Below are 24,906 nucleotides of genomic sequence, written 5' to 3' on the forward strand. Positions count from 1 at the left end.
AGCAAAAAACGGAAAAAGCCTGTTCAATCCCCGAAAACCGGCACTAAAGCGGGTTAGGTCATGCAAGCTGGAAGCGCCCACTTCCGGCCCGCATTCCAAACACGCAATTGTGTCTGGCCGCAGCCACCGCTTTGAGGTGAGATGGCATCATGCAGAGGCGTGATTTCCTCCTACTGGCAGGCGCAGCAAGCCTGGCACCCGCGACACCCGCCGGTGCCAGGGAGTTTTCCCCTATCAGCCTCGACGGCAAGGGCGCTGAGGCCGAATGGTCTGTAACAGGGAAATCCGATCCCGGTTCGCTGGCGCTTGTCGAGGCCTGGATCAGAAAATCAGCACAGGCCGTTGCAGCCTATTATGGCAGTTTCCCGGTCCCCAAGGTGCAGATTTCCGTGCTATTTACCACCGGGCGGCGAAGGGTAGGCGGACGGGCATGGCCATCTGATCCACTGCGTCTGGAACTGTCCGTGCCCATGGGCGCGACCGAGAAAAACCTGCTTTCCGACGACTGGGTGCTGGTCCACGAGATGACGCACCTTGCCTTTCCCTATATCGCAAGCCGCCGTCATGACTGGATGGTGGAAGGGCTCGCGGTATATGTGGAGCCGATCAGCCGCATCATGGCAGGCCACATGGATGAACGGCAGATGTGGGCCGACTTCGTTGAAATGATGCCGCGTGGCGTGCCCGCCCCTGGCGACAAGGGGTATGACGTGACCCAGAACTGGGCACGCACATACTGGGGCGGCGCCATTTTCTGCCTCATCTGCGATATTCGCTGCCGCCGGGCAACCGGCAATCGCATGGGCTTGCGCGATGCCCTGCGCGGCATCAATGCCAAGCTCGATTTCAGCCAGCAAGCGGACTTCGGCGAAACCCTGGCGCTCGGTGACAAGGCAACCGGCACCACGGTCCTGATTGATGCCTGGCAGGAAATGCGTGAAGACCCCTACGATCCAGGTCTCCAGAAATTGTGGAAGGACCTGGGTGTGATGATGGCCGGCGGGGAACTCCGGTTCGATGACCGTGCACCGCTGGCCGCAGTGCGCAGGACCATCACCACCGCCTGATCCGTGGCTCAGGCAGCGTTGTTGCGCGCCTTTTCAAACCGCTTGCGCTCATGGGGATCCAGATAGCGCTTGCGCAGACGGATTGATTTCGGCGTTACTTCCACCAATTCGTCATCCTGAATCCAGGAAAGCGCCCGTTCCAGCGTCATGCGCACCGGCGGCGTCAGCTTGACTGCCTCGTCCTTGCCGGACGCACGCATGTTTGTCAGCTTCTTGCCCTTCAGCACATTGACCTCAAGATCGTTGTCGCGGCTGTGAATGCCAATGATCATCCCGGCATAGACCTTTTCTCCGGCATCGATGATCATCGGGCCGCGATCTTCCAGGTTGAACATGGCATAGGCCACCGACTCGCCCTGATCGTGCGAGATCAAAACACCGTTGACGCGCCCGCCGATCGGCCCTTCCAGGGCTCATAGGCATGAAACAGGCGGTTCATGATTGCCGTACCGCGCGTATCCGTCATCAATTCGGACTGATAGCCGATCAGCCCGCGGGTGGGTGCGTGAAAGACCATCCGGACACGCCCGGCGCCCGACGGCTTGAGTTCGGCCATTTCGGCCTTGCGCTCGGAAAGCTTCTGCACCACCGTGCCGGAATATTCCTCATCGACATCAATGACGACTTCTTCCACGGGCTCCAATTGCTGACCGTTCTCGGCTTTCTGCAGCACGACACGCGGCCGTGAAACCGAAAGCTCGAAACCCTCCCGGCGCATCGTCTCGATCAGCACTGCGAGCTGCAGTTCACCGCGCCCGGAAACATGGAAACTGTCCTTTTCGGCAGCTTCCTCGATTTTCAGCGCCACATTGCCTTCTGCTTCCCGCAACAGGCGATCGCGGATGATCCGGCTGGTTACCTTGCCGCCTTCAGTTCCGGCAAGCGGAGAATCGTTGACGGAAAAAGTCATGGTCACCGTCGGCGGGTCGATCGGTTGTGCCAGCAGCGGTTCGGTGACGGCCAGATCACAGAATGTGTCTGCAACCGTGCCTTTTGCAAGGCCTGCGATCGCCACGATATCGCCGGCATGGGCCTCCTCGAGCGCTACCCGTTCGACTCCGCGAAACGCAAGAATTTTCGATATCCGGCCCGTTTCCACGGTTTTGCCATCACGGTTGAGCACCTTGACCGGCTGGTTGGCCTTGATCGAACCGGAATGAATTCTGCCGGTAATGATGCGGCCAAGGAAATTGTCCGACTCCAGAATGGTGCCGATCATCCGGAACGGCCCGGCGCCGACACCTGGCTCCGGCACGTGGTCGAGGATCAGGTCGAAAAGAGGCGCCAGTTTTTCGTCTCTGGAACCCTCCGGCGCCACATTCATCCAGCCATCGCGGCCCGAACCGTACAGCATCGGAAAATCAAGCTGTTCGTCGTTTGCATCGAGATTGGCAAACAGATCAAATACTTCGTTCACCACTTCGTCAGGCCGTGCATCGGACCGGTCGATCTTGTTGACCGCCACGATGGGCTTAAGGCCCACCTTCAGCGCCTTGCCGACAACGAACTTTGTCTGCGGCATCGGGCCTTCGGCCGCATCGACCAGCAGAACGGCGCCATCCACCATCGACAGGATGCGCTCCACTTCGCCGCCGAAATCGGCGTGGCCGGGCGTGTCGACGATGTTGATGCGAACACCCTTCCACTCGACCGAAGTCGCCTTGGCAAGAATGGTAATCCCGCGTTCCTTCTCCAGATCGTTGGAATCCATCATCCGCTCTTCCACCCGCTGGTGATCGCGGAAGGTCGCCGATTGCTTGAGCAGCTCATCCACCAGTGTCGTCTTGCCATGATCAACATGGGCAATGATTGCGATATTGCGCATTGTCATCGCTGTATCTCTTGTTTGTTGCCGCAGGCCAAAAGGTGTGGTTCGCCAGCCATGCCAGCGCTGCGGCGTTCTGATTGTTGGAAATTCGCGGCACCCATACCCGAATTTCCGGCCGGGTGAAAGCAAAATCGCATTCTCTGCTTGCAGCCCGGCCATGCAGGCATGGTATGGGAATTTGCCATGGCAGGTTCTCAAACCAAAACCCGCATTGCCGATTTCGTCTGGGGCCGCGATCCCCGCTATGGCCATGCCTTCGATTATGCCATGATCGTGCTGATCGTGATTTCGATCAGCCTGATGGCGATCGAAACGCTTCCAGATTTCCCCAGTCAATGGTCCGGACCGCTGCTGGTTTTCGACTGGATCATCGTCATTATCTTCACGATCGAATATGCGCTGCGCTACTGGACGGCACCCGCAAAGCTCCGATACGTCTTCAGTTTCTGGGGCCTGATCGACCTTGTCGCCATCGCACCGTTCTGGGCCGGCCTGCTGTTGGGTCTGCCGGGCGGTGAAGCGCTATGGACCTTGCGCATCCTGCGCATTGCCAAGCTGCTGCGCTTCATTGCCAACATGGAAACCCTTCAACGCGCCTTCGAACTGGTGTGGCGCGAGCTGGTCGTGGTCTTCATGTTTGCCGTGCTGGTGATGTTCTGTACCGCGGTTGGCATTTTCATCTTCGAGCACGATGCGCAGCCGGAAGCCTTTCCCTCCATTCCCCATTCCTTCTGGTTTGCCGTTACCACGCTCACCACAGTGGGCTATGGTGACATATTTCCGGTAACGGTTGGCGGAAAGATCTTCACCTTCATCATCCTCATGATCGGACTGGGCATTGTTGCCCTTCCGGCCGGGTTGATCGCCTCGGCCTTCACCCAGGCCCGCGAGGAGGACAAACAGCGCCGCGCCGCCCTGACCAAGGATCGTGAAGATGCCAGGCGCTCCATGCGCGAGGCATCCGAACTGGCCGAACACCCCGACGCCTGAACGGCAAATGGCTATATCAGCCCACGCCCTTGCAGCATTGCTTCGGGAGAAGGCAGCTTGCCCCGGAACGCCTTGTAGGTTTCTTCCGGATCGACTGAGCCGCCGGCAGAATAGATATGCTTTTTCAGCTTCTTCGCGGTTTTTCTGTCGAATGGATCGCCTTTTTCTGCGAATGCCCGGAAGGCATCGGCATCCAGCACTTCCGACCACATGTAGGAATAGTAGCCTGCCGAATACCCGTCGCCGGAAAACACATGGGCAAAATGTGGCGATCGATGCCGCATGATGATGGAATCGGGCATGTTGAGCTTTTTCAACTGCTCCCGCTCGAAACCCAGGGGATCGGCAACCTTGCCCGCCGTGTGATAGGCCATGTCGATCAGTGCGGAAGCGGTAAATTCCACGGTCTCAAAGCCGGCATTGAAGGTTTCTGCCGCCTTCACCTTGGCAATCAACGCCTCGGGAATGGGATCGCCGGTTTCTGCATGTACGGCATATTTCGCAAGCAGTTCGGGCACCATCAGCCAGTGCTCGAAGAGCTGTGACGGCAATTCGACGAAATCACGAGAAACCGCCGTTCCTGACACCGAAGGATAGGTAACATCCGACAGCATGCCGTGCAGGGCGTGGCCGAACTCGTGAAACAGGGTCCGGGCATCGTCCAGCGACAGCAGAGCCGGATCGCCCTTGGCGAAATTCATCACATTGTAGATGACTGGCTTTTGCCCTTTTTTACCATCTTCGCGCTTCAGCTTGTGCTGCTGCTGGAAGCTGCTCATCCACGCGCCCGAGCGTTTCGAAGGCCTCGCAAAATAATCGCCGAGGAAGGTCGCGATCCGTTTGCCTTTTTTGTTGTGCACGGTGAACACGCGCACATCAGGGTGATAGGCTGTGACGCCCTTGCGTTCCTTGAACGTGATACCGAACAAACGCCCGGCCACATCAAAACAGGCGGCAATAACCTGCTCCAGCTGAAAATAGGGTTTGAGTTCGCTTTCGGAAAAATCGAACTTCTGTGCCCGCAGTTTCTCCGCGTAATGACGCCAGTCCCAGGGGGCTACCGGATGATTTTTGCCCTCGGCAGCAACCAGCGCGGCCAGTTCGTTTTCTTCTTCTTTGGCCTTTGCAAGCGCCTTTTCCCAAACACTCTCGAGGAGCTCGTTCACTGCCTGCGGTGTTTTTGCCATGGTATCATCAAGCTTCAGGGCAGCATAGTTTTCATAGCCAAGCAGTTTCGCCTTGCGGTCACGCAAAGCCAGAATCTTCTCGATGATTTCCCGGTTGTCGGTTTTGCCACCATTTTCACCACGCGCTGCCCAGGCCTTGAACGCCTGTTCGCGCAACTCACGCACGTCGCAAAACGTAAGAAAGGGTTCGATGATGGAGCGCGCCAGCGTCACCACATGCTTGCCCTCCATGCCGCGCTCTTCGGCGGCAGCCGCCATTGCCTGTTTCAAAAACCCGGGCAGCGCGGGTAGCGCATTTTCGCCAACTTCCATGTGCCAGCCGGCCTCATCCGCCAGCAGGTTCTGCCCGAACCGCGTCCCCAGGGAAGCGAGCTGCTCGTTGATTTCAGCCAATGCCTTTTGCTCTGCCCTGGGCAGTTTTGCACCGGACTTCACATAACCCTTCCAATAGCGCTCGAGCACACGCTCTTCTTCCGTGCTGAGCTTTAAGTGCTTGCGCCTTTCCCACAGCGCATCGATGCGCTTGAACAGCTTGGCATTCATTGCGATTTTGGAGGAATAGCGCGACAGTTTCGGGGTTATGTCCCGTTCAACCGCCTGTATGACATCGTCGGTATGAGCGCCCGCCCGGTTCCAGAACAGGGCCGAGACCCGGTTCAGCGCATCTTCCGCCTTCTCGAGCGCGATAATTGTGTTCTTGAAGGTCGGCTTTTTCTTCTGTCCGGCAATGACATCAATTTCTTCAAGGCCAGCCTTCATCGCCGCTTCGAAGGCCGGTGCAAAATCACTGTTCGCGATCTTCTCAAAGCGCGGCAGGTCGTATTTGCCCGACCAGCACAGAATTTCGGGATTGACGTCTTTGAACAGCTGTTTTTTGCGGGCCATGAGAGGTTCCAGAACATGAGGGATTGTTTTCCCAACACATAGGAACCCGCACCATCTGCAGCAAGCAGGAAATCGGAATGCAACTTCACGAAACGCTCATTTCCAGTTCCTGTTCCCGGTCCTTGATCATCTCGCGAACCGATTCCCACAACAAAGAGAAGGACTGAAAACCTTCCTCGGTAACCTCGTCCGTATCGAGCGCCCGCACCACCGTTTCCAGAATCTGGTAGAGATCACGGCGCAGCTTTCTTAATTCTTGCCGCTTTTTACTGTTGCGCGCCCGCTCGCCGATTTCCAGCAGCATGTAATTGTAGCTGTCCATACGGTTCTTCTGGCCGCTGGTAAGCCGCGCCCTCAACGTGAAGAGACCGGAAATAAGCAGACCGGTTACCGTTACCACCAGCGCGATCGGCTCGGCATTCTCCTGCAGAAAAGATGGCTCGTTACGGTTGAAATAGGCTTCCGAGCCGTCATGCAGGGGGATGTTGAGGCCAACCGCTGGATCAGGCATGCGAATAGCCGAGGCAAGCGCGAAGCGGATAACCAGATCGAGCCGGTTCTCGAACAGGATCGAGGTCAGCTCGCGCATCAGTTCAACATCCACATCCTCGCGTGAGACAAGGATCCGGCTGACCACGCTCGACAGGGTGTCTCTGCGGGGCACTGCCGGATCGCCGGCAAAAGTGCCTTTGGGTATTGTCTCCGCGCGCAGGAAGGGCCGTTTTACAGAGATGGCCGGCGCCTGATCGATGGCCAGCAGCTTCAGGTTCTGGCGCTTCAGAATCGCGTCTTCATGCAGATTGAGCAGCAGCCGGTCACGCAGCGAGCGTACCGTGAAAATCGCATCGATCCGGTCGGACAAGAATGCACTCGCTGCCTTTGTAAACGGCATGGCAATCCATTTAACGCCGGTTATAGAAAGATCATAGTGATCGGCGACAGCCCAGAAAGAGCGGAACTCGTCTGTCCCGAATGGCGGTATGGCAACGGTTTTTCCCTCCAGATCATGCACCGAGAAAATGCCGTTTTCCGGCTTGGTTATGACCTGAAAGAAATCCGGAAACAGTTCTGCGATCATCCTGATGTCGGCAATGACCGGCGTGTCGGAACGGATGGTGGCCAGGTCCGTTTGGCGGTTGTTGAGCAGGGTAATGTTGGTGGAGGAGTCGCGCGTTGCGGTGATTTCAAGACGCATGCGGTCCGACTGGCGCTCCACGACTTCTGCAATTTCCCGCAGCATTTCATAGGAGTCGGAGCGGTACGGGCCGGCCGCCACCTTGAGCACGACAAGCGGTTGTTCCCGATTTAGGTAAAACCAGCTCGCGGCTGCCACTGTCAGCGCCAGCAATCCGGCCATCAGGCTCCACAGCCAGAAGCGCTTGCGGCCTACCGAGCGCTTGTTTGCCTCGCTTCGCGCATGCCTTTCATAGGTGGAAAGACTGCCTTCGGCCTCACTTTCACCCTCGGACGGCAGTGTCTTCCCAGACCGCTCTGCCATGGCTCGCCCCCATTCAGCCCGGGCCTGCCCGGTTCGCTGCTGTTGCCAGGCAACAGCAGTTGCCGGCATGCAAACAGGCTAGCGGTTGCGTGCAGTCAGATCAATCTCCGATTGACGAAAGGTAATGCTCTGCGATCAGCTGCGGCGGTTGCGCGCAGCAAGTGTGCGCAGGCGAAGTGCGTTGAGACGGATAAAGCCGTGCGCATCCTTCTGGTCATAAGCGCCCTGGTCGTCCTCGAAGGTGACCAGCTCTTCAGAGTAGAGCGACTTGTCGCTCTGCCTGCCTGCAACGATCACATTGCCCTTGTAGAGCTTGAGACGCACCTTGCCTTCCACATGCTGCTGGGACTGGTCGATCGCTGCCTGCAGCATCTCGCGTTCCGGCGAGAACCAGAAGCCGTTATAGATCAGCTCCGCATAGCGCGGCATCAATTCGTCTTTCAGGTGCCCCGCCCCGCGGTCGAGCGTGATTGATTCCATCGCACGATGCGCTGCCAGCAGGATCGTTCCACCCGGCGTTTCATATACGCCGCGCGATTTCATGCCGACAAAACGGTTTTCCACCAGATCGATCCGGCCAATCCCGTTATCGCGGCCAAGATTGTTCAGTTTTTCAAACAGGGCTGCTGCAGAGAGTTTCCTGCCGTTTAGCGCTACAGGATCGCCTCTGGCGAACTCAATCTCCACCTCGGTAACCTGATCGGGTGCATCCATCGGCGAAACGGTGCGCATGTGGACGTATTCAGGCGCTTCCTCCCACGGGTCTTCCAGCACTTTTCCTTCCGAGGAGGAATGCAGCATGTTGGCATCGACGGAGAACGGCGCCTCGCCCCGCTTGTCCTTGGGCACGGGAATCTGGTGCTTTTCGGCAAACTCGATGAGATCGGTGCGGGATTTGAATGCCCAGTCGCGCCATGGCGCAATCACCTTGATGTCCGGATTGAGCGCATAGGCAGACAGTTCGAACCGCACCTGGTCATTGCCCTTTCCGGTCGCGCCATGGGCAATCGCGTCCGCGCCGGTTTCCTCGGCAATTTCCACCAGTCGCTTGGAAATCAGCGGCCGGGCGATCGATGTCCCCAGCAGGTAAATTCCTTCATAAACCGCATTGGCCCGGAACATCGGGAAGACGAAATCGGAGATGAACTCCTCGCGAAGATCTTCAATGTAGATTTCCCGGATGCCGAGCATCTCGGCCTTGCGCCGCGCCGGCTCCAACTCATCGCCCTGGCCCAGATCGGCCGTAAACGTGACGACCTCCGCATCAAGCTCCGTCTGAAGCCATTTGAGAATGATCGAGGTATCCAGCCCGCCGGAATAGGCGAGCACAACTTTTCTTGCTTTGGGAGCTGCCATGGGACGTTTCACAATGTTTGAGATGCATTCAATTGACGGCAGGGCCGTCAGGCTGGCGGCAACATAGCGGCAAGTTTTGCGTTCGCAAGAGGGAATTGGCGGCTGCGCAAATTCGCCTCGCCATCGCCGCACGGTTATTGGCACGAACTTCCACTGAAGTTAGTGTCGGGACTGGAACAGCAACAAACCAGAGAGTGCCCCGTGAATTTCATCCCCGAAACCCCGGTTCTGCTGGCCTATGTCGCAGGCGTTGTCGTCATTACGCTTACGCCGGGACCCGACATGACGTTCTTCATCGGCCGCGCCATCGCCCAGAATGTTCATGCGGGACTGGCTGCTTTCGGCGGCGCCCTGGTAGGCATCGTCTTTCACAGCCTGTTCGTTGCCTTCGGCCTTTCGGCACTGATCGTTGCTTCACCGGCCTTGTTTACGGCGGTAAAGATTGCCGGTGCAGCCTATCTCGGCTGGCTGGCGTTCGATGCCATCCGCCACGGCTCTACATTTCAGATTTCGGAAAAGAGCCAGAATCCGCGCTCGATGTTCAGCAACTGGTTTCAGGGACTTGCCATCAACCTTCTTAACCCGAAGATCATCATCTTTTTCATGACCTTCCTGCCGCAGTTCGTCTCCACCGCAGACCCGTATGCTTCCGGCAAACTGCTTTTTCTCGGCACCCTGTTTGTGCTGATTGCCATGGTGATCTTGGTGCCGCTGATCGCGCTCGCCGGACAATTCGCCGCCTGGATGAAGGAAAACCCGAAGGTGACGAGGATTGTCGACTATCTGTTTGCCGGCATTTTTGGCGCCTTTGCCGTGCGCATCCTGTTTACCGAGCGCGGTTGACCGGCTTGCCCGCATCGAGCCATTTGCCGGCACTGCGCCCGGCAATCAGCCAATAGAAAAACCCCCCAACGAAACCGGTTGCCAGCAGAACAACAAGTGTCCCGTCAGATGGCAATCCCTCACCGCCCGCATCGCCGAACACCGAAAGTCCCGTAGCCAGCGCCACCAGTCCGCCCAGCACCAGGTTGATCGTCATGCCGCGCCAGCGCATGAATTCCGCCAGACCAACGGCAAGAAGCATCGGCAGTGCTGCCAGTCCCGCCACGTGAAAAGAGGTGAAGAACCCGATGACCACCACCAGAAGGGTAACGAGCGGCGAAGTATCGACTGGCTCCAGATAGGGGTCGCCTTCGATGGTCCATTGCAGATCAGCAAGAAACTCGGTGGCCATGCCCCCGAAAATTCCGGCGGAAAGAAACAGGCTCGCTGCCAGCATTGCTGTGAAAAGGCCGAAGGAAACCGCCAAAAGCCGAACGATGAGGTGGCCAAGGAACTGCATCAAACCCCGATCTATTCCCCGTGGCCGGCGATCATCATCGCCTCCAGCGCAAGGCTTTCCAGTTTTTCGCGCTCTTTCTTGCGCAAGCGTTCGGACTCCGACTTCAACTGGCCGCATGCGGCCAGTATATCGCGCCCACGGGGTGTGCGGATCGGCGAAGCATAACCATTGGCATTGATGAAGTCGGCAAATCTTTCGATGGTGTCCCAGTCCGAACATTCATAGGCCGAACCCGGCCACGGATTGAAGGGGATCAGGTTGATCTTGGCAGGAATACCTTTCAGCAGCCGTATCAGTTCCTTGGCATCGCCAAGCGAGTCGTTGACACCCTTCAGCATCACATACTCGAAGGTAATGCGTTTGGCATTGGAGAGCCCTGGATAGGCCCGGCAGGCATCGAGCAGCATATCAAGCGGATACTTCTTGTTGATCGGCACCAGCTCATCGCGCAATTCATCGCGCACCGCATGCAGCGAGATCGCCAGCATGCAGCCGATTTCCTCCCCGGTACGTCCGATATACGGCACCACGCCGGAGGTCGACAAGGTAATGCGCCGCTTCGACAGGGCCAGCCCGTCGCCGTCGGAAGCAATCAGCAGGGCATTCTTCACATGCTCGAAATTGTAGAGCGGCTCGCCCATCCCCATCATGACGATGTTCGATACCTTGCGCCCCTCCAGCGGCACGATGGCGCCCTGGGGCGTATCGGCATCGGGAAAATCCCCAAGCCGGTCACGCGCCACCAGCAATTGCGACAGGATTTCCTCAGCCGTCAGATTGCGCACCAGTTTCTGCGTGCCGGTGTGGCAGAATGAACAAGTCAGCGTACAGCCCACCTGGGAGGAGATGCACAGCGTGCCGCGGCCTTCTTCTGGAATATAGACGGTTTCCACTTCCACCGGCCTGCCGGCCCCGCGCGGCGGAAACCGCAACAGCCATTTACGGGTGCCGTCACCGGAAATCTGTTCCTCGACAATTTCCGGCCGCGCAATGGAGAATTTTTCCGCAAGCGTTGCCCGCAATTCCTTGCCGATATTGGTCATCGCCGAAAAGTCCGAAACGCCGCGGATATACAGCCAGTGCCAGATCTGGGAGGCTCGCATGCGCGCCTGTTTTTCCGGAATGCCGGCCTCGGCCAGCGCCTGCTGCATTTGCGGGCGTGTCAGCCCGACAAGCACCGGTTTTTCAGCCATGCCCGCCGGACCGGAAGGCCGGGTCTTCGGATCGGATAGGTCGAGGGTGACGGCCATCGTCGCAGCGCCCGTCAGAACGCAAGATTGGGGATGATGTTGTAGGCAATGATGCGCTGGAGAAGGAAGATCGCAAAAATCAGGATGATCGGCGAAATATCGATCGTGCCGAGATTGGGCATGAACCGCCGGATAGGCCTGAGCGCCGGTTCCGTCATCTGATGCAGGAAATTGCCGATCATGCCGACGAACTGGTTATTCATGTTGACCACGTTGAAAGCGTAAAGCCAGGAAAACACCGCACTGGCGATGATGATCCAGATATAGAAATCGAGGGCGAGATAGAGGACTTCAAAAAGGGCGCGCATTCAACTGGTCTCCGGTTTTGCTCCAGATAGACGTCCTTGCCGCCGGTTTCAAGCAAAGCCGCATCAGGCGGCCTGCCCGGCCTGGAAGAAAACCGCTACCGGCTATGAACATGCGCCGGGCCTACCCAGTGATCCAGGAAGTCCTCCAGCCAGCGCCGCACCTTCGGATCGTGCTGGTAGCGCCCGTCAATATGCGCCTGCCGCGGCTGGGCGCCCGTCAGCGAAAAGCGGTGCTCGGCACGTACCGTCCACCGGTAAAGCATGGCAAATGTCAGTTCGGCATGAAACTGGACGCCATAGGCATTGCTGCCAACCCGCATGGCCTGGTTTTCATATTCTTCGCCGGTTGCCAGCAGTTCTGCGCCCGAGGGCAGGGTAAAGCCTTCCCGGTGCCACTGATAGACCATGTCCGGCCAATCCATGAGATTGCGGCCCTCTTCAGTCGCTTCAAGCGGATAATAGCCGATCTCGGCATATTCGCGCTCATTGGCCCGCACCGACCCGCCGAGATGCTTCGACAGCATCTGTGCGCCCAGGCAGATGCCGAAAAACGGCTTGTTTTCCTTCAGGGGCACTTCAATCCAGTCAATCTCGCGCTTGACGAATTCCTCATTGTCGTTGGCGCTCATCGGGCCGCCGAAGATAACCGCGCCGGCATGATCTTCCAGCGTTGCCGGCAGCTCCTCGCCAAGCGGCGGGCGGCGGATATCGATCTCATAGCCCATCGCCTCCAGCATCATGCCGAGGCGCCCGCAGGACGATGTTGCCTGATGCAGAACCGCCAGGATTTTCGGCTGTGCATCGTTCCTCAGTTCTTTCGGGGTCTTGAGCAGCACGGTTCAGCTTTCCCCTTCCTGCTGCCCGCCATCCTGTGCCGCCCGGTCGCGAACGCGCTGCTTCATGGCAATGCGGTCCGGCGATTCCACATGAAGCAATTGGGCAACCCGCCAGACCACATTGTCCTCGAACTCGTGCAACTCCCCGTCGGCGAACACCATTTCCCACAGCCGTTCGATCATCGCGATGCGCTGATCGCGGTCAAAGCGCTTGTTGAGCAGCGAAGTGAAACGGTACAGGTCTACCGCCTCGCTTTCCGCCTGCCGCGCTGCTTCCAGAAGCTCCGAAAATGCCTCTTCACTGAGATTGTAGCGCTCCGTCAGCACGGCGCGCATGCGGTCGATTTCAACATCCCGCACATTGCCGTCTGCAACGATGACATGAAACATCAGCGCCGCTTCGGCGAGATGCTGCTCATCGGGCGTCGCCGGATTTTCCTCCGGTCCATCCTGTTCCAGCAAGAGCGCTTTTATTCGATCGAACATCCAAAACCATGTAACGCGGGCAGCACGCGGCGTAAAGTCACCCCGTTTTCCGCTTGCATGAACCGCTCACAATTTCCGCATCCAGAACTGCATCGGCTTGCCGGTTTCCCTTGCTTCGCCAATGTCCTTCCAGCGATAGGTGGTGGTGACCCCGGCAAGCTTCCGGTAGCCGCGTTTTTCCCAGAAGGCGTCAAGCGGCCGGTAGCCTGATGGCCGGGCCGGATGACCATCTGGCCTCACCACGGCGCAAAAACAGCAATGGGTCGCGCCGAGGCCGCGGGCATGGGCCTCGCGCACATCGAAAAACCGGTGCCCGATGCCCTGGCCGCGATAATCGGGCATAAGCACCGATTCTCCGCAGTAAAAAAGCTTTGTCAGATCGTAGTCTTGGCCATCAAACGCGGCGGCGAATTCCGCCTCATGTTCCAGCATCGGCGTGCCGGTGGCAGCGCCCACCAGTTTTTCCCCGTCAAACGCACCGGCGACGATCGCGTTGCCGGCCTCACGGTAGGTTTCAAGATATCGCGCCTCATAGGCATCGTCGCCATCGTAGAGATAGGGAAACTCGGCAAAGACGGATACCCGCAGGCGGGCAAGGCCGGGTATGGCTTCTTCCAGCGCGCTTCCGGTCAGGGGCTTTATGGTGACGTTGCAGCTCGTCATCGTTTACCCGGAAACCTGCCGGATCCAGTCCTGCAGGTTGTAATAGGTCGTCACCCGGGTGATCTTGCCGTCCTTGAGCGTGAAGAACGAACCGGCAGCCAGTTCGTAACGCTGCCCCTTGGCAGGGGGCAATCCCTCATCGGTTTTAAGATAGGTGCCGGATACCAGGAATTCCGCCGCAGCCCGCGTCCCGTCCCCGTTGCAGAAAATCACCAGGTCGGAGATTTCCTCCCTGTAGGATTCGGCCATGTGGGCATTGAAGGCCCGGAACTTTTCGATGCCCGGCCGCACCGGTCCCTGATTGACATGATGCTCGACCTTTTCGTCAAGCAGCCCTTCAAGCGCTGCCATGTCGCCCCGGTTGAACGCATCAAAATAGGCTTCGATGATGGATCTGGCCTGCATGCGCCACGCTCCTTTTTCTGCGCTGGTGATGAAACATGAGCCGATCTAGAACATCCCGCTCCTGCGTCAAACAAAAATCAGGGCACACCTCGCCGTTCACGCCCAGCAAATTGCTGCCGTGTCATGGCATTTACTGGTTCAAACCTTGCGCATCCCTATGTCATCTGCGGGCAGCTTGCGCAGCAAGCAAGTTTCTGGGGCCCATTCCGTGATCTGCCCAATGTCAATGAGCCAACAACGGTAGTCATCCTCGGGCTTGTCCCGAGGACCCATTCCGGGATGTACCCTCATTCAGCGAACCATCAACATTCGTCATCGCCGGGTCTGACCCGAGGCAAGCGAAGCGCCGCCGATGGCGAAAGACAAACGAAGTGCCGTCGAAAGCCGGCGATCCAGCGCTGGTCGTTGTGCACTGGATCCTCGGCTCAAGGCCGAGGATGACGAAGGAGGTGAGGCGATACACCTCCCGCAGGCCCTTATTTGCGCGCGCCAGCCATACGAAAATGCAGCACGATCGCGACCAGCCCCAACACGAACGCCGGTGGCACGATCAACCATGCAAATTTCATCCAGTCGGACAGCGACTGGTATGTGTCGAATAAGTCCTGCCAGAAATTGTAGGGTTCCACAGGCTCATTCCTTGGTTTTCGCGTAGTATCTGTTTAGCAGGAATATGTATTATAATACATGGATAAGCGAGGGTCTTGTCGGCGACTTCTTGGTCATGGAGATCAAGAAGCATTTCGGCCTTGCCGTAAGAGAGCAGCGCAAGCGGTTAGATGTGTCGCAGGAAGAGCTCGCTATGCGCATTGGCGCCGATCAGGCTTATGTCAGCCGCGTTGAGGCCGGGCAGATGAACGTCACCCTAGAGACTGTTGAACAAATTGCCGGAGCACTGGGAATAGATGTGGCGAAACTGCTCCAATACCGGAATGAACCGTGAAACCGGCGCCTGCAGAACGGTTCATTCCCGGCTTCTGGATAACAGAGACGGCACGATTTTGTGGTGCCGCACTCATTTGTTTTTACAATAAGCGTGTTGGCTGGTGCCGCTTACGTGACTCGAACACGTGACCTCCGCATTACGAATGCGATGCTCTACCAACTGAGCTAAAGCGGCCCGATACGATCAGGTTGTTGAAGAACCCGAAAGCCCGAACGAAGCCAGACGCACGCTCACTCCGCGAGCGGCTTTAACCACAAAACCGGCGCCTTGGAAAGCCCCGCGCCAAGGCGGTCAATCCCTGAATTGCCCTAGGCTGTATCGACATTTGGGATTTGGAGCGCGGTATGGGGGAAAATCGTTCAATTCCAGGAGCGGGACCGATGACCGGTCGGTATCCTTTCGAGGTTCCGCGACGCCGAAGTGGGCAATTTTCGCCGTATTCTTCTAGAACGCGGCGGATTTTGCCCCTGGCATCGTTGAAAACCCCTTGTGGTGGGGCCACACCACGGCGGAATTTTCGCCTTGCCAGAGACGAAATCCGTCTCGCGCCGCGTCCGAAACCTAAATGTCGATACAGCCTAGGGCTTTGGGCGGTGAAAGGTATTCAGATGGTCGGAAAAGTCTTCCATCTCGAATGCGAAATTTATCTGCTTCGCCTCTTCCGCAAGTACGATCGACACGGTAATTGCTTCCTGTTTTCCCATTTCCTCCAGAACCTGGCTCGTCGGCGCGAATGCTGCCCTGCAACCATATTTTTTGGTGCAATCCAACAGATTGGCCTTCAGCAGCATTTCCTCGTTGATGATGACCGTCACGCCGGATGGAATGTGAATTCCCAAAGGAAGAAACAGTACTGCAAACATTTGATTTGCGGTTTCTGAATTAATAACCTCCCGGTCGGCGGCTGTGAGCCGGCGCATGGAAATGCGGGCAAGTATCTTTTGGTCTGTTGGGCTGCGTATCTGATTTTGCAGCATGCAGATCTTCTTCTGGCAGATGGTTTGCCATTCCGAATAGCTTGCCGAGGGCAGCAACAAGACAGGAATGATGCCAATGGTGAGTGATCTGCAAAGCCACGACAGGGGTGATCGACTCATCTGTTGCCTGCCTTTGAAAGCCTAATCGAAGCTCACCTTGCGCGAACAAGGTGCTTTGCGACCCATTGAGGCTCGCAATGCTGCGGGCACAAGCCCCTGATCCCGATTATGGCAGAGCTCTTCTGGGCCATGCAAGCAGATGTCAAAACACTGCAGCGTTGTGACGGATTGCACACTGCGTATGCCGCAAACCAACTAAACAGGAAATTACCGGCATTTGAACAGTTACAGGTGCCGGTCCATGAGAGCTTCCCTCTCGGGAACAGGCCGCCAGGCTCATCCAATAACGCCCCAAGTGGATGAGTTTGCGCGGCCTGTATACCGTTTGCCCTTCCAGCAGGGACTCCCTTAAAATTCGCCGCAGCTTTCTGCCATCTGCTCCTGGACCGATTCGATAATCTGCTCGCCTTCAAGCCTGAAGGTTTCCTTGAACAGAGCCTCATTGGAAGGAAAGCGGTAACAGACCTCGACAGAAACCGCATCGGCATCGCCCGTATTCTTGCCGGGCCGGGTGAGGATTTCCGCATCCCGGTTGGCTTCAGCCCATGCATCCAGCGAATCGAGAAACTCGCCTTTTGTCTGGACGATGCCGAGGTCGCGAAGCTCTATCCGCGCACCTTCAGCCAGCATGCTGTCAAGTCCCTTCCGGTCAACGTCACCCAGTGCCTGGTACCAGGCTTGAACCGGCTTCGGCAGATCGCCGTTTGCGGCGGCAGATCCGGTGATCGACAAAAGGGTGAAGGCTGCAACCAGCACGCCGACAAACGGACGAGACCGGCTTTCAGATTTCCCTGCTTGTGTCATGGGCGTTCTTTCTGTGTTGGTGTGTTTAGCGTCCGGGCCGGGCAAAATCACCGGTATCGGAATTCATCACCCACAATTCACCGGTTGAAATATCAAACCAGGCACCATGCAGGGTGAGCTTTCCCTTCCGCGCAAGGATGTCGACGCACGGGAAGGTCATCAGATTGGTGATCGAATTGCGCACCGAAATGCGTTCAAGGGCTGTTTGCCGCTCTGCCTTGGTCAAGGCATCGGAAGAGGAAACCTGTTCGGCAAGGGGCGCCAGCATGCTCATCCACTGGCCGATGAAGTCGCCGGGAGAAAGCGGCTTGTCTGCCGGGTCAAGGGCAGCGGAAATTCCGCCGCAGCGCCCATGGCCCATTACCAGGATGTGCTTGACGCGCAATGCCTGCACGGCGAACTCCAGGGCTGCAGAAGTAGCGTGATAGCTGCCGTCCGGCTCGTAAGGCGGTACGAGGTTTGCAACGTTGCGAACGACGAACAATTCTCCCGGCCCGCAGTTGAAGATCGTTTCCGGCGCTGCGCGGGAATCACAGCAGGCGATCACCAGGATTTCAGGCTTCTGTCCGGTTTCAGCAAGCTCGTGATAGCGGTCGCGTTCGGTGGTATACCGCCCCTCCATGAAATCCTGATATCCTTTAAGAAGGCGTGCGGGAAAATTTTTCATCTTCGTTTCCTTCAAGCGATCATGCGGCGACCGGTGCCATTTCGCGCCGGTTGACGAGTCCTCACTCTGGCTCAGGCCCAGATGGCAATGGGCAGGCCGTGCGCGTCGCGTTTGTATTGTTCCGGGTGCGGATGGGCAAGACCCTGCTCCACACGCCAGGCAACGGCAAGGCAGGCACAAGCGTCAATGAAGTCGTCCAATGCGGCATCGGCCGCCTTGAAACCCATGATGCCATGCCTCAAGAATTCCTGATCAAAGCCCAGCCGTTCAAGCAGCCGTCTTCGTTCCGCAATTCCTGCCGGATTGACTTTCGATTTGATTTTTTTGGGAAGTTGCATCGCCGTACCATGGTTCAGCACGGCAAATGCAAACTCGGGATGACACTCATAAAGGGTGATTCCGGCAAAAGCAGGATCATCTTTCGTGCACCGCAGGAATCGATCAAGTTGGTGGATTTTTGGAAACAGGTTGAATGCCTGTTTGGAGACTTTTCGGGGTGGGTCGGAGGTCTCCTGCGCCAGATGGCAAGCCTCTCCATAAGTACCGGCATAAACTGCGCTTCGGGAGGGAATGGAGAATACCGAGGATTGCCGCGCACCAAGCTGCGGCCGCACCGCCTGTTCGGGCCCCCTTCCGCCAGCGCCGGTTTTCTCGGGGAGACCGATTGGCATGTCCACCGCAATAATGGTCGAAGCGCCGAAGGCAGCTACGGCCTCTTCGATGGTTGCAAAGAGCGAAACAGCAGCATCCGCCATTGGCGCAGCAGCTTGATTGTCCTTTCCGGTTGTGGTGTGCACGGAGATCCAACCGGCCCGGCAGCCATCCATGCCGGCCAATACGGTTTGGGCCGGATGGGCGTTTTGCAATGGTGAAGCCTGCTGCATGGTTTTCAGATCAGTTTGCGCGTGGAAACCATGGCTGCCGGACGCAGAAGGGAAGCTGAATCGGTTTCCAGCATGAGTTCATCAGCACCACGTCTTGTAGCCCTTGCCACCAGTTCAAATATGCTGGCAGTGGTTGCCTGCAGCGCCTTTTCCGGCGATTCGCCGTCGAGCAGACGGGAGAGAAAAACCGCTGCGGCAGCATCACCAGGACCTTTGGGGGCATTTTCCACCATTCGGTGTTCGGCAAGCATCGCCCCGTTTTCATGAACGAGCAGATTGGCGATGTTGCCGCGCATCATGGCGGGGATCGACGTTGCCAAAATCATTGCCGGGGCAAGGTGTTCTGCCGCCTTGCGGGCACTGCCTGCATCCAGAACATCTTCACCGCTCAACCATTGCAGTTCAAACCGGTTCGGCGTGAGGATGTCGGCCCTTGCCGCAAGATGATCGCGAATTGCAGCGGCCGTTTCTCCGCTGACATAAAGCCCGCCCTCATCGCCGATGACAGGATCGCAAAGATGGAGCAGGTTGGGGTTTCGTTGCTTCAGCCTGGCGGTAAAGCGTGCTGTCGCTTCCGCCTGAACGGCGTCCGCCATGTAACCGGTCAGGACGCCGCCAAGTTCTGCTGCCCATGGCGAATCAGCAAGATCGTCCAGCAGGCTTTGAAACCGACCATGGCCGGGAACAATTCTGGTCGCGGTGCCGTGGCCGGGATGATAGGGCAGGGTTATGGTGGGAACCGCCCAAACCGGATGGCCGCGGGTTTCAAGCGCGAAAGCCGATGCCCGGTTTCCAACCGATCCGCGCACCACATGACTGGAGATCGTGATAACCGGCTTTTTCATCGTCAATTTCCCGCCGGTCAGAAGACGTAGGTAACCAACAGATAAACCACCAGGGCAATCATGGCGATCCAGCCCAGTGTGCGGCCGATACGTTTTCCCAGAACCTCCACCGGGTCAGCATCTTCACTGTTTCCGTCCTTGCCGGAGAGACCTTTGCGAAGAAGATCGGAGGTCCGGGCCATTGAGGAGGCTGCAACGGTTTCCGACTCGCGCTCGATGCGTTCCAGAATGCGCTTTGACTCCTCGGCGCGGGCATTATCCGTATTGGGCCGTTTGTTGGTCATCGGGTCGCTCTCCAGTCTTGTGTCGGGCATCGGTTGCCGCTTTCCATGATGCCGTGATGAACGACAGCTGGCCGTTTCCATCCAATCCTACAGCATCCGGCGGGCAAAACGGAATCACTTGCCGTGAAGGCGCGGCCGGGTCGTTATGAAACCGGCAAGCAGGGGTCCTGACCGAAGTATTGTACGGTTTCATCTGCGGGATCAATTGAACCGCAGGTAGCTGGTGCAAAAAGCGTTTTCCTGCCATAGTTCCAATGGCCGCTGTTGCAGGAGGAACGCTGGCGGATCCCAGTTCAGGTAAACACAGCAGCATGGCTTCGGGGCGGGGAGGAAACTTGGTGTCAGAGGAAACGCCGGCAGTAACTGGCGGCAGAACGGGACGAGGCACCGGCGTGCCGAATTCGCCGAGAAAGGCTCCCAAGCGGGGTATTTTTGGCTGGATGCTGTTCGATTGGGCGGCACAGCCTTTCTTTACCATCGTAACCACCTTCATATTCGGGCCCTATTTCGTCTCGCGTCTTGCAGAAGACCCCGCCCAGGGCCAGGCGGTCTGGACGTTCGGCATTGCCGCTGCCGGCCTGGTGATCGCCGTATTGTCGCCAATCCTCGGATCGATCGCCGATCAAACAGGCCCACGAAAACCGTGGATTGCCATCTTTGCGGTCGTGAAGATCGCAGCGTTGTTTGCCCTGTGGAATGCCGAGCCGGGCGCCAATCTTTTCCTAATCGTGTCGATCTTTGCGCTGGCCATGGTATCGGCCGAGTTTTCGATTGTCTTCAATGACTCCATGCTGCCGCGCCTGGTTTCCAAGGAAGGAATAGGCCGGGTTTCCAACATTGCCTGGGGGCTTGGCTACCTCGGCGGGATGATCATGTTGATTGTCGTGGTGGCATTTCTGGCCGCAAGTCCGGATACCGGCAAGACGTTCCTGGGTTTCGATCCGCTGTTCGGCCTCGATCCGGCCAAAGCCGAAGGCGACCGGATTACCGGACCACTGTCAGCGGTGTGGTATTTCATTTTTGTCTTGCCGATGTTCCTGTTTACACCGGACAGTGGCGGCAGGCGGAAAATCAGCCAGGCGGTCAGCCGCGGCCTGACCGAACTCAAGACGACGCTTATCGAAGCAAGGCAGCGTGCAGGCATTTTCCGGTTTCTGGTAGCCCGCATGATCTATCAGGACGGGGTCAATGCCCTGCTGGCGCTTGGCGGGGCGTTTGCCGCCTCGATGTTCGGCTGGCTGACAGCAGAAATCGGCATTTTCGGGATCATCCTCAATATCGTGGCAATCCCCGGCTGTTTTGCGGCTGCCTGGCTCGACACCCGCTTCGGCTCGAAGTGGGTGGTGACGGTCTCCATCCTTCTCCTTTTCGTGGCGACCCTCGGTATTGTTTCAACAGGGCCCGGATACACGTTGTTCGGCCTGTTGGCCCTGCCCGGAGCAGACACGGGAGGCCTGTTCGGTACTCCCGCTGAAAAAGCCTACATTGCCTATGGCCTGCTGATTGGATTGGCTTTCGGTCCGGTGCAGGCTTCTTCGCGCTCCTGGCTTGCGCGCAGTGTTACCGAGGATGAAGCCGGCCGCTATTTCGGCCTGTACGCCTTTGCCGGCAGGGCGACAAGTTTTCTCGCGCCGTTTCTGATCGGTGTCGTTACCTCGATCACCATATCCCAGCGCGCCGGCATGGCAGTCATTCTGATCTTCCTGCTGGTCGGCTTCCTGATCATCCGCACTACGCCCTATCCGGCGGATAATCCGCAGGAGTAAGGCCTAATGCCGGAAGTGGCGCATGCCGGTAAAGACCATGGCAATTCCGGCCTTGTTGGCTGCTGCGATGACTTCATCGTCCCGCATGGAACCGCCGGGTTGAATAACCGCAATGGCGCCGGCCTCAACGGCCGAAAGCAGTCCGTCCGCAAAGGGGAAGAAGGCATCGGATGCGACCACGCTGCCGATGGTTGCAGGCTCGCTTTCGCCCGCTGTTTCGGCCGCATCCAGTGCCTTGCGGGCGGCAATTCTTGAAGAATCGACCCGGCTCATCTGTCCGGCACCGATGCCGACGGTTGCGCCGTCTTTAACGTAGACGATCGCGTTGGACTTGACGTGTTTTGCGACACGGAAGGCAAACAGCATGTCGGCCAGTTCACGTTCGGTGGGCTGGCGCTCGGTAACCACCTTCAGATCATCGAGGCCGATACGGCCATTGTCACGGTTTTGAACCAGCAGGCCGCCGGATACTGTTTTCATCGCCATGCCGGGCGTTGCCGGATCGGCCAGGCCGTCTGTCACAAGCAGCCGCAGATTGGGCTTTTTTGCAAGAATTGCTTCGGCTTCCTTGCTCACTGCCGGAGCGATGATGACCTCGGTGAAAATCTTGACGATTTCGCCAGCTGCCTCGGCATCCAGCTCACGGTTTGCAGCAACGATACCGCCAAAGGCTGAAACCGTGTCGCAGGCATAGGCCTTGCGATAGGCATCGGCGAGGCTTTTTCCAACCGCCACACCGCAGGGATTGGCGTGTTTGATGATGGCGATGGCAGGCGTGTCCTTTGCAAACTCGCAGACCAGTTCAAAAGCCGCATCAGTGTCGTTGATGTTGTTGTAGGAAAGTTGCTTGCCCTGACACTGGCGGGCAGTGGCAACGCCCGGGCGTTTTTCCTGACTGTGGTAGAAGGCGGCTTGCTGGTGGGGGTTTTCTCCGTAGCGCAGCACTTCCGCCCTTTTTCCGGAAAGCGAGATGATTTCCGGCAGGGGCTCGTTCATCTGGCCGGAAAACCATGACCCAATGGCAGAATCATAACGTGCGGTCATCGCATAGGCCCGCGCTGCCATCTTTTTGCGGAAGGAAAGACCGGTTGCACTTTCGCCGGTTTCCAATTGCCCGATCAGGTCGGGATAGTCTTCCGGGTTGGTGACAATCGTGACATAGGCGTGGTTTTTTGCGGCGGCGCGTATCATGGCAGGTCCGCCGATATCGATGTTCTCCACGGCATTTGCATAGTCTGCACCGGATGCAACCGTTTCCTCGAACGGATAAAGGTTGACGATTACCAGATCGATCGGCTCGATCGAATGAACGTTCATCGCCTCACGGTGTTCTGAGTCGCCGCGGATTGCCAGCAATCCACCATGGATGGCCGGATGCAGGGTTTTTACCCGGCCATCCATGATTTCGGGAAATCCGGTAACCTCGCTTACATCGGTAACCGGCAATCCGGCTGCCGCGAGTGCCTTGCTGGTCCCGCCCGTTGAGAGCAGTGTGATGCCCCTGGCGTGAAGCTGTTCTGCAAGCTCGATGATCCCGGTTTTGTCCGACACAGAGATCAGTGCGCGTTTTACCGGAACCAGATCGGGTGCGGGGATGTTTTTGGCTTTGACAGACATGGTTTGCAACAACCGGGTTTGCAGTGATTGGAAACTGGGTGGACGAGAGATCGCAGCCCGCAGATATCATGCACGCGGTAAAGCGGTAACCTTTGTTTGCACCAAGCGTGAGCCAATACACAGATTTGCGGCGTGTGGCCCTTAAACCGGCTACTGTGCCATCTGTTCGCGAATCAGGCGCCAGCGCACTTGAGGTGTTGCGTCGATTTCACCCTCAAGAACGATCTGGGTGGTCCGCCGGGCGCCTGAAACCGAAGCGAAGAAAACGCTTTCCTCAACTCTTGCGTCCCAATCATCGCAAATAAAACGCCACGAGCGCCCATTGCCGCACATCAGCAGAATGTCGGTACCTGCTGTATGACCTGCGCTGACCGACGGATGAAGGTGAAACCGGATTGCAAAGCGGGCATTGGTGCTTTTGGCCAGCGGTTTTCCCTGACGTCCGGTGAACCGGTCGATTGCCTCGATCCGGTTGCCGTCGCCAGCGAGCATCAGTTCGCGCTGGTGAAGAATGCCGAAGGAGCGGAGATAGCCGTCATGGCTGGCGGAAAAGCCGAGTTCGCCGGGACTTTCGATGCGCTTGTGGACTACCCGGCGTGGTGCGGAAACTAGCCAGTTGTCAAGCAGGTTCGCAAACCAGTTGCCGGCATATACCCTGGAGGACGATGTATCGTTGATCGTCACCGTGCTGTGGGCCGCGGTCGATCTTGCCAAACGGGCTGTCGAGTCCGATTTTCGGAAAGGTATGGCGCCGCAATTGACCACCAGTAGATTGTCGCCGCTCGACATTTCAAAGGCGAGGGCCCCGGCATGAGCACTTCTTGAAAGTCCGCGGCCAGGCGGGGCGGCGATATCTGCCAGCAGAACGGTGTCGCCAGCCGCCAGCCGCTGGTAGCCGCCGATGACCGTGGCGGATGCCATGGTTCCCGGACTGTCATCATATTGGAGCAGTGTTGCCAGGAGATCGCTTCTTGTGGCCGCCATTCCATTGAAGCGGCCCAGGGTACCGTCGCCAAGGATAAAGAACTTCATGGCAAGCATTAGCCGGTCGATGGCCGATACCAGCGTAGGGGATGGTTCTATACCGGCACTCGCATGAGATTGGCGCAGTGGCAGCAACAGGCTGAGAAGATCAGGAATAACGGACGGATTTCTGGAAACATGCATGCCATCCTCGCCCAGTTGCTCGGCGAGTTCGGCATCCAGCAATCTTGCCGACCGGTGTAGCTGCTGCTGCTGGCCGTCGACACAGATCGAGGCATAGGCCAATGCAATGCGCACCAGCAATCGCGGCAGACCCGGATCTGATACTGCATAGTTGTATTTTAGAAAGCGGATGTGAAAGCCGATTGATTTGAGCCATTGCTGATACTGGCGCGGGGTGATGGCCTCCAGAATGCCAACACTGTGGGAAAACCATGTAATCAGCCGCCGTGCGGCGGTTTCCGGTTCCCAGGCAACGGAATGGGTACGGGAAAAGCGGTGGTTGAGCCAGTCGCCCAATAGCGCAGCGGCATTCTGTCTGGCCAGGGCGCTGCCATCGGCCTCCAGATGTCTGAACCAGCCAAAGCCATGCAGTTCGCGCTGCCAGTTTTGCGGCGTGTCTTCCCTGATGAAGGGATCTCCGCCACCGGTTTCGACCAGCTTGCCGGCAAGAAAATACCTTCCTGCGTAGATGTCCTGAGCGGTTGTCGGATCTGCCGTGCGCAGGTCCTTGGGTGCGATCAGCAGGCGGCCCGGGGTGGCAGCCGGCATCATGCGGTTCAGCAGCGGCGGTCCTGTGAACCGGTTGACTAGGCGTCTCGCCGCTTCGCCGATGGCGAGCCGTGCGGACGTGATCTCCTGGCTAAGCACTTAACTGTTCCATTGGCCGCATTGAAATACCGGTTCGTCAC

General features: G+C 57.7%; 24 protein-coding genes, 1 tRNA gene and 1 pseudogene. 5 read left to right on the plus strand and 21 right to left on the minus strand.

The features are described from left to right. Nucleotides 1-149: 149 nt before the first annotated feature. Nucleotides 150-1,067 carry a SprT family zinc-dependent metalloprotease gene (locus BVL55_RS14955; protein ID WP_075997571.1) on the plus strand — a complete coding sequence of 306 codons (918 nt, stop codon included), beginning with the start codon at nt 150-152 and terminating at the stop codon, nt 1,065-1,067. Nucleotides 1,068-1,075: 8 nt separating this feature from the next. Here the strand turns inward: BVL55_RS14955 and typA are convergent. Next, a pseudogene (typA, locus tag BVL55_RS14960) lies at nt 1,076-2,898 on the minus strand (translational GTPase TypA). Between the two features lie 180 nt (nt 2,899-3,078). Between typA and BVL55_RS14965 the strand changes: the two are divergent. Beyond that, a complete protein-coding gene (locus BVL55_RS14965; protein WP_162841520.1) occupies nt 3,079-3,885 on the plus strand; it encodes an ion transporter in 807 nt (268 codons plus the stop codon). An 11-nt stretch (nt 3,886-3,896) separates the two neighbouring features. Here BVL55_RS14965 and BVL55_RS14970 read toward each other — a convergent pair whose 3' ends face one another. The 3 genes from BVL55_RS14970 to BVL55_RS14980 form a co-directional block, all read right to left on the minus strand. Further along, nucleotides 3,897-5,957, minus strand: coding sequence for a M3 family metallopeptidase (locus BVL55_RS14970; RefSeq protein ID WP_075997573.1), 2,061 nt, complete (start codon nt 5,955-5,957; stop codon nt 3,897-3,899). Nucleotides 5,958-6,042: 85 nt separating this feature from the next. After that, nucleotides 6,043-7,455: a TAXI family TRAP transporter solute-binding subunit gene (locus BVL55_RS14975; protein ID WP_162841521.1), complete on the minus strand. Its 1,413-nt coding sequence runs from the start codon at nt 7,453-7,455 to the stop codon at nt 6,043-6,045. 135 nt (nt 7,456-7,590) lie between these two features. Beyond that, nucleotides 7,591-8,811, minus strand: a complete 1,221-nt coding sequence (locus BVL55_RS14980; RefSeq protein ID WP_075998205.1) for an argininosuccinate synthase — start codon at nt 8,809-8,811, stop codon at nt 7,591-7,593. Between the two features lie 201 nt (nt 8,812-9,012). On the opposite strand from BVL55_RS14980, the gene BVL55_RS14985 reads away from it, so the two are divergent. Further along, complete coding sequence (locus BVL55_RS14985; RefSeq protein WP_075997575.1) at nt 9,013-9,654, plus strand: LysE family translocator; 642 nt, start codon at nt 9,013-9,015, stop codon at nt 9,652-9,654. Here BVL55_RS14985 and BVL55_RS14990 read toward each other — a convergent pair. The 8 genes from BVL55_RS14990 to BVL55_RS16655 all read right to left on the minus strand — a co-directional run bounded on the left by BVL55_RS14990 (nt 9,638) and on the right by BVL55_RS16655 (nt 14,730). Next, entirely contained in the window at nt 9,638-10,156 is a 519-nt protein-coding gene (locus BVL55_RS14990; RefSeq protein ID WP_156892569.1) for a hypothetical protein, read from the minus strand. The two genes, BVL55_RS14985 and BVL55_RS14990, sit on opposite strands and share 17 nt — an antisense overlap. 8 nt (nt 10,157-10,164) lie before the next feature. Continuing rightward, nucleotides 10,165-11,403 (minus strand): dual-specificity RNA methyltransferase RlmN, encoded by a 1,239-nt coding sequence (gene rlmN / locus BVL55_RS14995; protein WP_075997577.1) that lies wholly within the window; start codon nt 11,401-11,403, stop codon nt 10,165-10,167. A 14-nt stretch (nt 11,404-11,417) separates the two neighbouring features. Next, complete coding sequence (locus BVL55_RS15000; protein ID WP_075997578.1) at nt 11,418-11,711, minus strand: YggT family protein; 294 nt, start codon at nt 11,709-11,711, stop codon at nt 11,418-11,420. 95 nt (nt 11,712-11,806) lie between these two features. Further along, nucleotides 11,807-12,544 carry a glutamine amidotransferase gene (locus tag BVL55_RS15005; protein WP_075998206.1) on the minus strand — a complete coding sequence of 246 codons (738 nt, stop codon included), beginning with the start codon at nt 12,542-12,544 and terminating at the stop codon, nt 11,807-11,809. A 6-nt stretch (nt 12,545-12,550) separates the two neighbouring features. Then, nucleotides 12,551-13,033: a tellurite resistance TerB family protein gene (locus BVL55_RS15010; protein ID WP_075997579.1), complete on the minus strand. Its 483-nt coding sequence runs from the start codon at nt 13,031-13,033 to the stop codon at nt 12,551-12,553. Between the two features lie 66 nt (nt 13,034-13,099). Further along, a complete protein-coding gene (locus tag BVL55_RS15015) occupies nt 13,100-13,696 on the minus strand; it encodes a GNAT family N-acetyltransferase (protein WP_075997580.1) in 597 nt (198 codons plus the stop codon). 3 nt (nt 13,697-13,699) lie between these two features. Continuing rightward, nucleotides 13,700-14,101 (minus strand): ketosteroid isomerase-related protein, encoded by a 402-nt coding sequence (locus BVL55_RS15020; protein WP_075997581.1) that lies wholly within the window; start codon nt 14,099-14,101, stop codon nt 13,700-13,702. Between the two features lie 476 nt (nt 14,102-14,577). Further along, nucleotides 14,578-14,730: a hypothetical protein gene (locus BVL55_RS16655; protein WP_156892570.1), complete on the minus strand. Its 153-nt coding sequence runs from the start codon at nt 14,728-14,730 to the stop codon at nt 14,578-14,580. A 95-nt stretch (nt 14,731-14,825) separates the two neighbouring features. On the opposite strand from BVL55_RS16655, the gene BVL55_RS15025 reads away from it, so the two are divergent. After that, complete coding sequence (locus tag BVL55_RS15025) at nt 14,826-15,044, plus strand: helix-turn-helix domain-containing protein (protein WP_075998207.1); 219 nt, start codon at nt 14,826-14,828, stop codon at nt 15,042-15,044. 101 nt (nt 15,045-15,145) lie between these two features. Here BVL55_RS15025 and BVL55_RS15030 read toward each other — a convergent pair. The 7 genes from BVL55_RS15030 to BVL55_RS15060 all read right to left on the minus strand — a co-directional run bounded on the left by BVL55_RS15030 (nt 15,146) and on the right by BVL55_RS15060 (nt 19,628). Next, nucleotides 15,146-15,221: transfer RNA gene (locus BVL55_RS15030), tRNA-Thr, on the minus strand. A 404-nt stretch (nt 15,222-15,625) separates the two neighbouring features. Continuing rightward, nucleotides 15,626-16,144, minus strand: a complete 519-nt coding sequence (locus BVL55_RS15035; RefSeq protein WP_083649568.1) for an invasion associated locus B family protein — start codon at nt 16,142-16,144, stop codon at nt 15,626-15,628. Nucleotides 16,145-16,492: 348 nt separating this feature from the next. Continuing rightward, nucleotides 16,493-16,948 carry a hypothetical protein gene (locus BVL55_RS15040; RefSeq protein ID WP_075997583.1) on the minus strand — a complete coding sequence of 152 codons (456 nt, stop codon included), beginning with the start codon at nt 16,946-16,948 and terminating at the stop codon, nt 16,493-16,495. A 25-nt stretch (nt 16,949-16,973) separates the two neighbouring features. Continuing rightward, on the minus strand, nt 16,974-17,615 hold the full coding sequence (locus BVL55_RS15045; RefSeq protein WP_075997584.1) for a carbonic anhydrase: 642 nt from the start codon (nt 17,613-17,615) through the stop codon (nt 16,974-16,976). A gap of 71 nt (nt 17,616-17,686) precedes the next feature. Continuing rightward, nucleotides 17,687-18,499 (minus strand): DUF429 domain-containing protein, encoded by an 813-nt coding sequence (locus BVL55_RS15050; RefSeq protein WP_075997585.1) that lies wholly within the window; start codon nt 18,497-18,499, stop codon nt 17,687-17,689. 5 nt (nt 18,500-18,504) lie between these two features. Continuing rightward, nucleotides 18,505-19,344 (minus strand): pyridoxal kinase, encoded by an 840-nt coding sequence (gene pdxY, locus BVL55_RS15055; RefSeq protein ID WP_075997586.1) that lies wholly within the window; start codon nt 19,342-19,344, stop codon nt 18,505-18,507. 17 nt (nt 19,345-19,361) lie between these two features. Further along, nucleotides 19,362-19,628 carry a hypothetical protein gene (locus BVL55_RS15060; RefSeq protein ID WP_075998208.1) on the minus strand — a complete coding sequence of 89 codons (267 nt, stop codon included), beginning with the start codon at nt 19,626-19,628 and terminating at the stop codon, nt 19,362-19,364. Nucleotides 19,629-20,068: 440 nt separating this feature from the next. Between BVL55_RS15060 and BVL55_RS15065 the strand changes: the two genes are divergently transcribed. After that, on the plus strand, nt 20,069-21,394 hold the full coding sequence (locus BVL55_RS15065; RefSeq protein ID WP_075998209.1) for an MFS transporter: 1,326 nt from the start codon (nt 20,069-20,071) through the stop codon (nt 21,392-21,394). 3 nt (nt 21,395-21,397) lie between these two features. Here the strand turns inward: BVL55_RS15065 and purH are convergent, their stop codons facing one another. Together purH and BVL55_RS15075 are read right to left on the minus strand one after the other, a co-directional pair. Then, nucleotides 21,398-23,011: a bifunctional phosphoribosylaminoimidazolecarboxamide formyltransferase/IMP cyclohydrolase gene (gene purH / locus BVL55_RS15070; protein WP_075997587.1), complete on the minus strand. Its 1,614-nt coding sequence runs from the start codon at nt 23,009-23,011 to the stop codon at nt 21,398-21,400. Between the two features lie 150 nt (nt 23,012-23,161). Beyond that, nucleotides 23,162-24,865, minus strand: coding sequence for a heparinase II/III family protein (locus tag BVL55_RS15075; protein WP_075997588.1), 1,704 nt, complete (start codon nt 24,863-24,865; stop codon nt 23,162-23,164). Nucleotides 24,866-24,906: the final 41 nt, after the last annotated feature.

It is taken from the genome of Salaquimonas pukyongi (assembly GCF_001953055.1).
GTDB classification, from domain to species: Bacteria; Pseudomonadota; Alphaproteobacteria; order Rhizobiales; family Rhizobiaceae; genus Salaquimonas; species Salaquimonas pukyongi.

Bases quoted from the DNA above. Each gene is read 5' to 3' on its own strand.
- BVL55_RS15035 (WP_083649568.1), bottom strand. From the start codon at position 16,144: ATGAGTCGATCACCCCTGTCGTGGCTTTGCAGATCACTCACCATTGGC.
- rlmN (WP_075997577.1), bottom strand. From the start codon at position 11,403: ATGGCCGTCACCCTCGACCTATCCGATCCGAAGACCCGGCCTTCCGGT.
- BVL55_RS14955 (WP_075997571.1), top strand. From the start codon at position 150: ATGCAGAGGCGTGATTTCCTCCTACTGGCAGGCGCAGCAAGCCTGGCA.
- BVL55_RS14975 (WP_162841521.1), bottom strand. From the start codon at position 7,455: ATGGCAGAGCGGTCTGGGAAGACACTGCCGTCCGAGGGTGAAAGTGAG.
- BVL55_RS15045 (WP_075997584.1), bottom strand. From the start codon at position 17,615: ATGAAAAATTTTCCCGCACGCCTTCTTAAAGGATATCAGGATTTCATG.
- BVL55_RS15015 (WP_075997580.1), bottom strand. From the start codon at position 13,696: ATGACGAGCTGCAACGTCACCATAAAGCCCCTGACCGGAAGCGCGCTG.
- BVL55_RS15065 (WP_075998209.1), top strand. From the start codon at position 20,069: ATGCTGTTCGATTGGGCGGCACAGCCTTTCTTTACCATCGTAACCACC.
- BVL55_RS15050 (WP_075997585.1), bottom strand. From the start codon at position 18,499: ATGCAGCAGGCTTCACCATTGCAAAACGCCCATCCGGCCCAAACCGTA.
- pdxY (WP_075997586.1), bottom strand. From the start codon at position 19,344: ATGAAAAAGCCGGTTATCACGATCTCCAGTCATGTGGTGCGCGGATCG.
- BVL55_RS15010 (WP_075997579.1), bottom strand. From the start codon at position 13,033: ATGTTCGATCGAATAAAAGCGCTCTTGCTGGAACAGGATGGACCGGAG.
- BVL55_RS15025 (WP_075998207.1), top strand. From the start codon at position 14,826: ATGGAGATCAAGAAGCATTTCGGCCTTGCCGTAAGAGAGCAGCGCAAG.
- BVL55_RS15060 (WP_075998208.1), bottom strand. From the start codon at position 19,628: ATGACCAACAAACGGCCCAATACGGATAATGCCCGCGCCGAGGAGTCA.
- BVL55_RS14980 (WP_075998205.1), bottom strand. From the start codon at position 8,811: ATGGCAGCTCCCAAAGCAAGAAAAGTTGTGCTCGCCTATTCCGGCGGG.
- BVL55_RS14970 (WP_075997573.1), bottom strand. From the start codon at position 5,957: ATGGCCCGCAAAAAACAGCTGTTCAAAGACGTCAATCCCGAAATTCTG.
- BVL55_RS15020 (WP_075997581.1), bottom strand. From the start codon at position 14,101: ATGCAGGCCAGATCCATCATCGAAGCCTATTTTGATGCGTTCAACCGG.
- BVL55_RS15000 (WP_075997578.1), bottom strand. From the start codon at position 11,711: ATGCGCGCCCTTTTTGAAGTCCTCTATCTCGCCCTCGATTTCTATATC.
- purH (WP_075997587.1), bottom strand. From the start codon at position 23,011: ATGTCTGTCAAAGCCAAAAACATCCCCGCACCCGATCTGGTTCCGGTA.
- BVL55_RS14965 (WP_162841520.1), top strand. From the start codon at position 3,079: ATGGCAGGTTCTCAAACCAAAACCCGCATTGCCGATTTCGTCTGGGGC.
- BVL55_RS15040 (WP_075997583.1), bottom strand. From the start codon at position 16,948: ATGACACAAGCAGGGAAATCTGAAAGCCGGTCTCGTCCGTTTGTCGGC.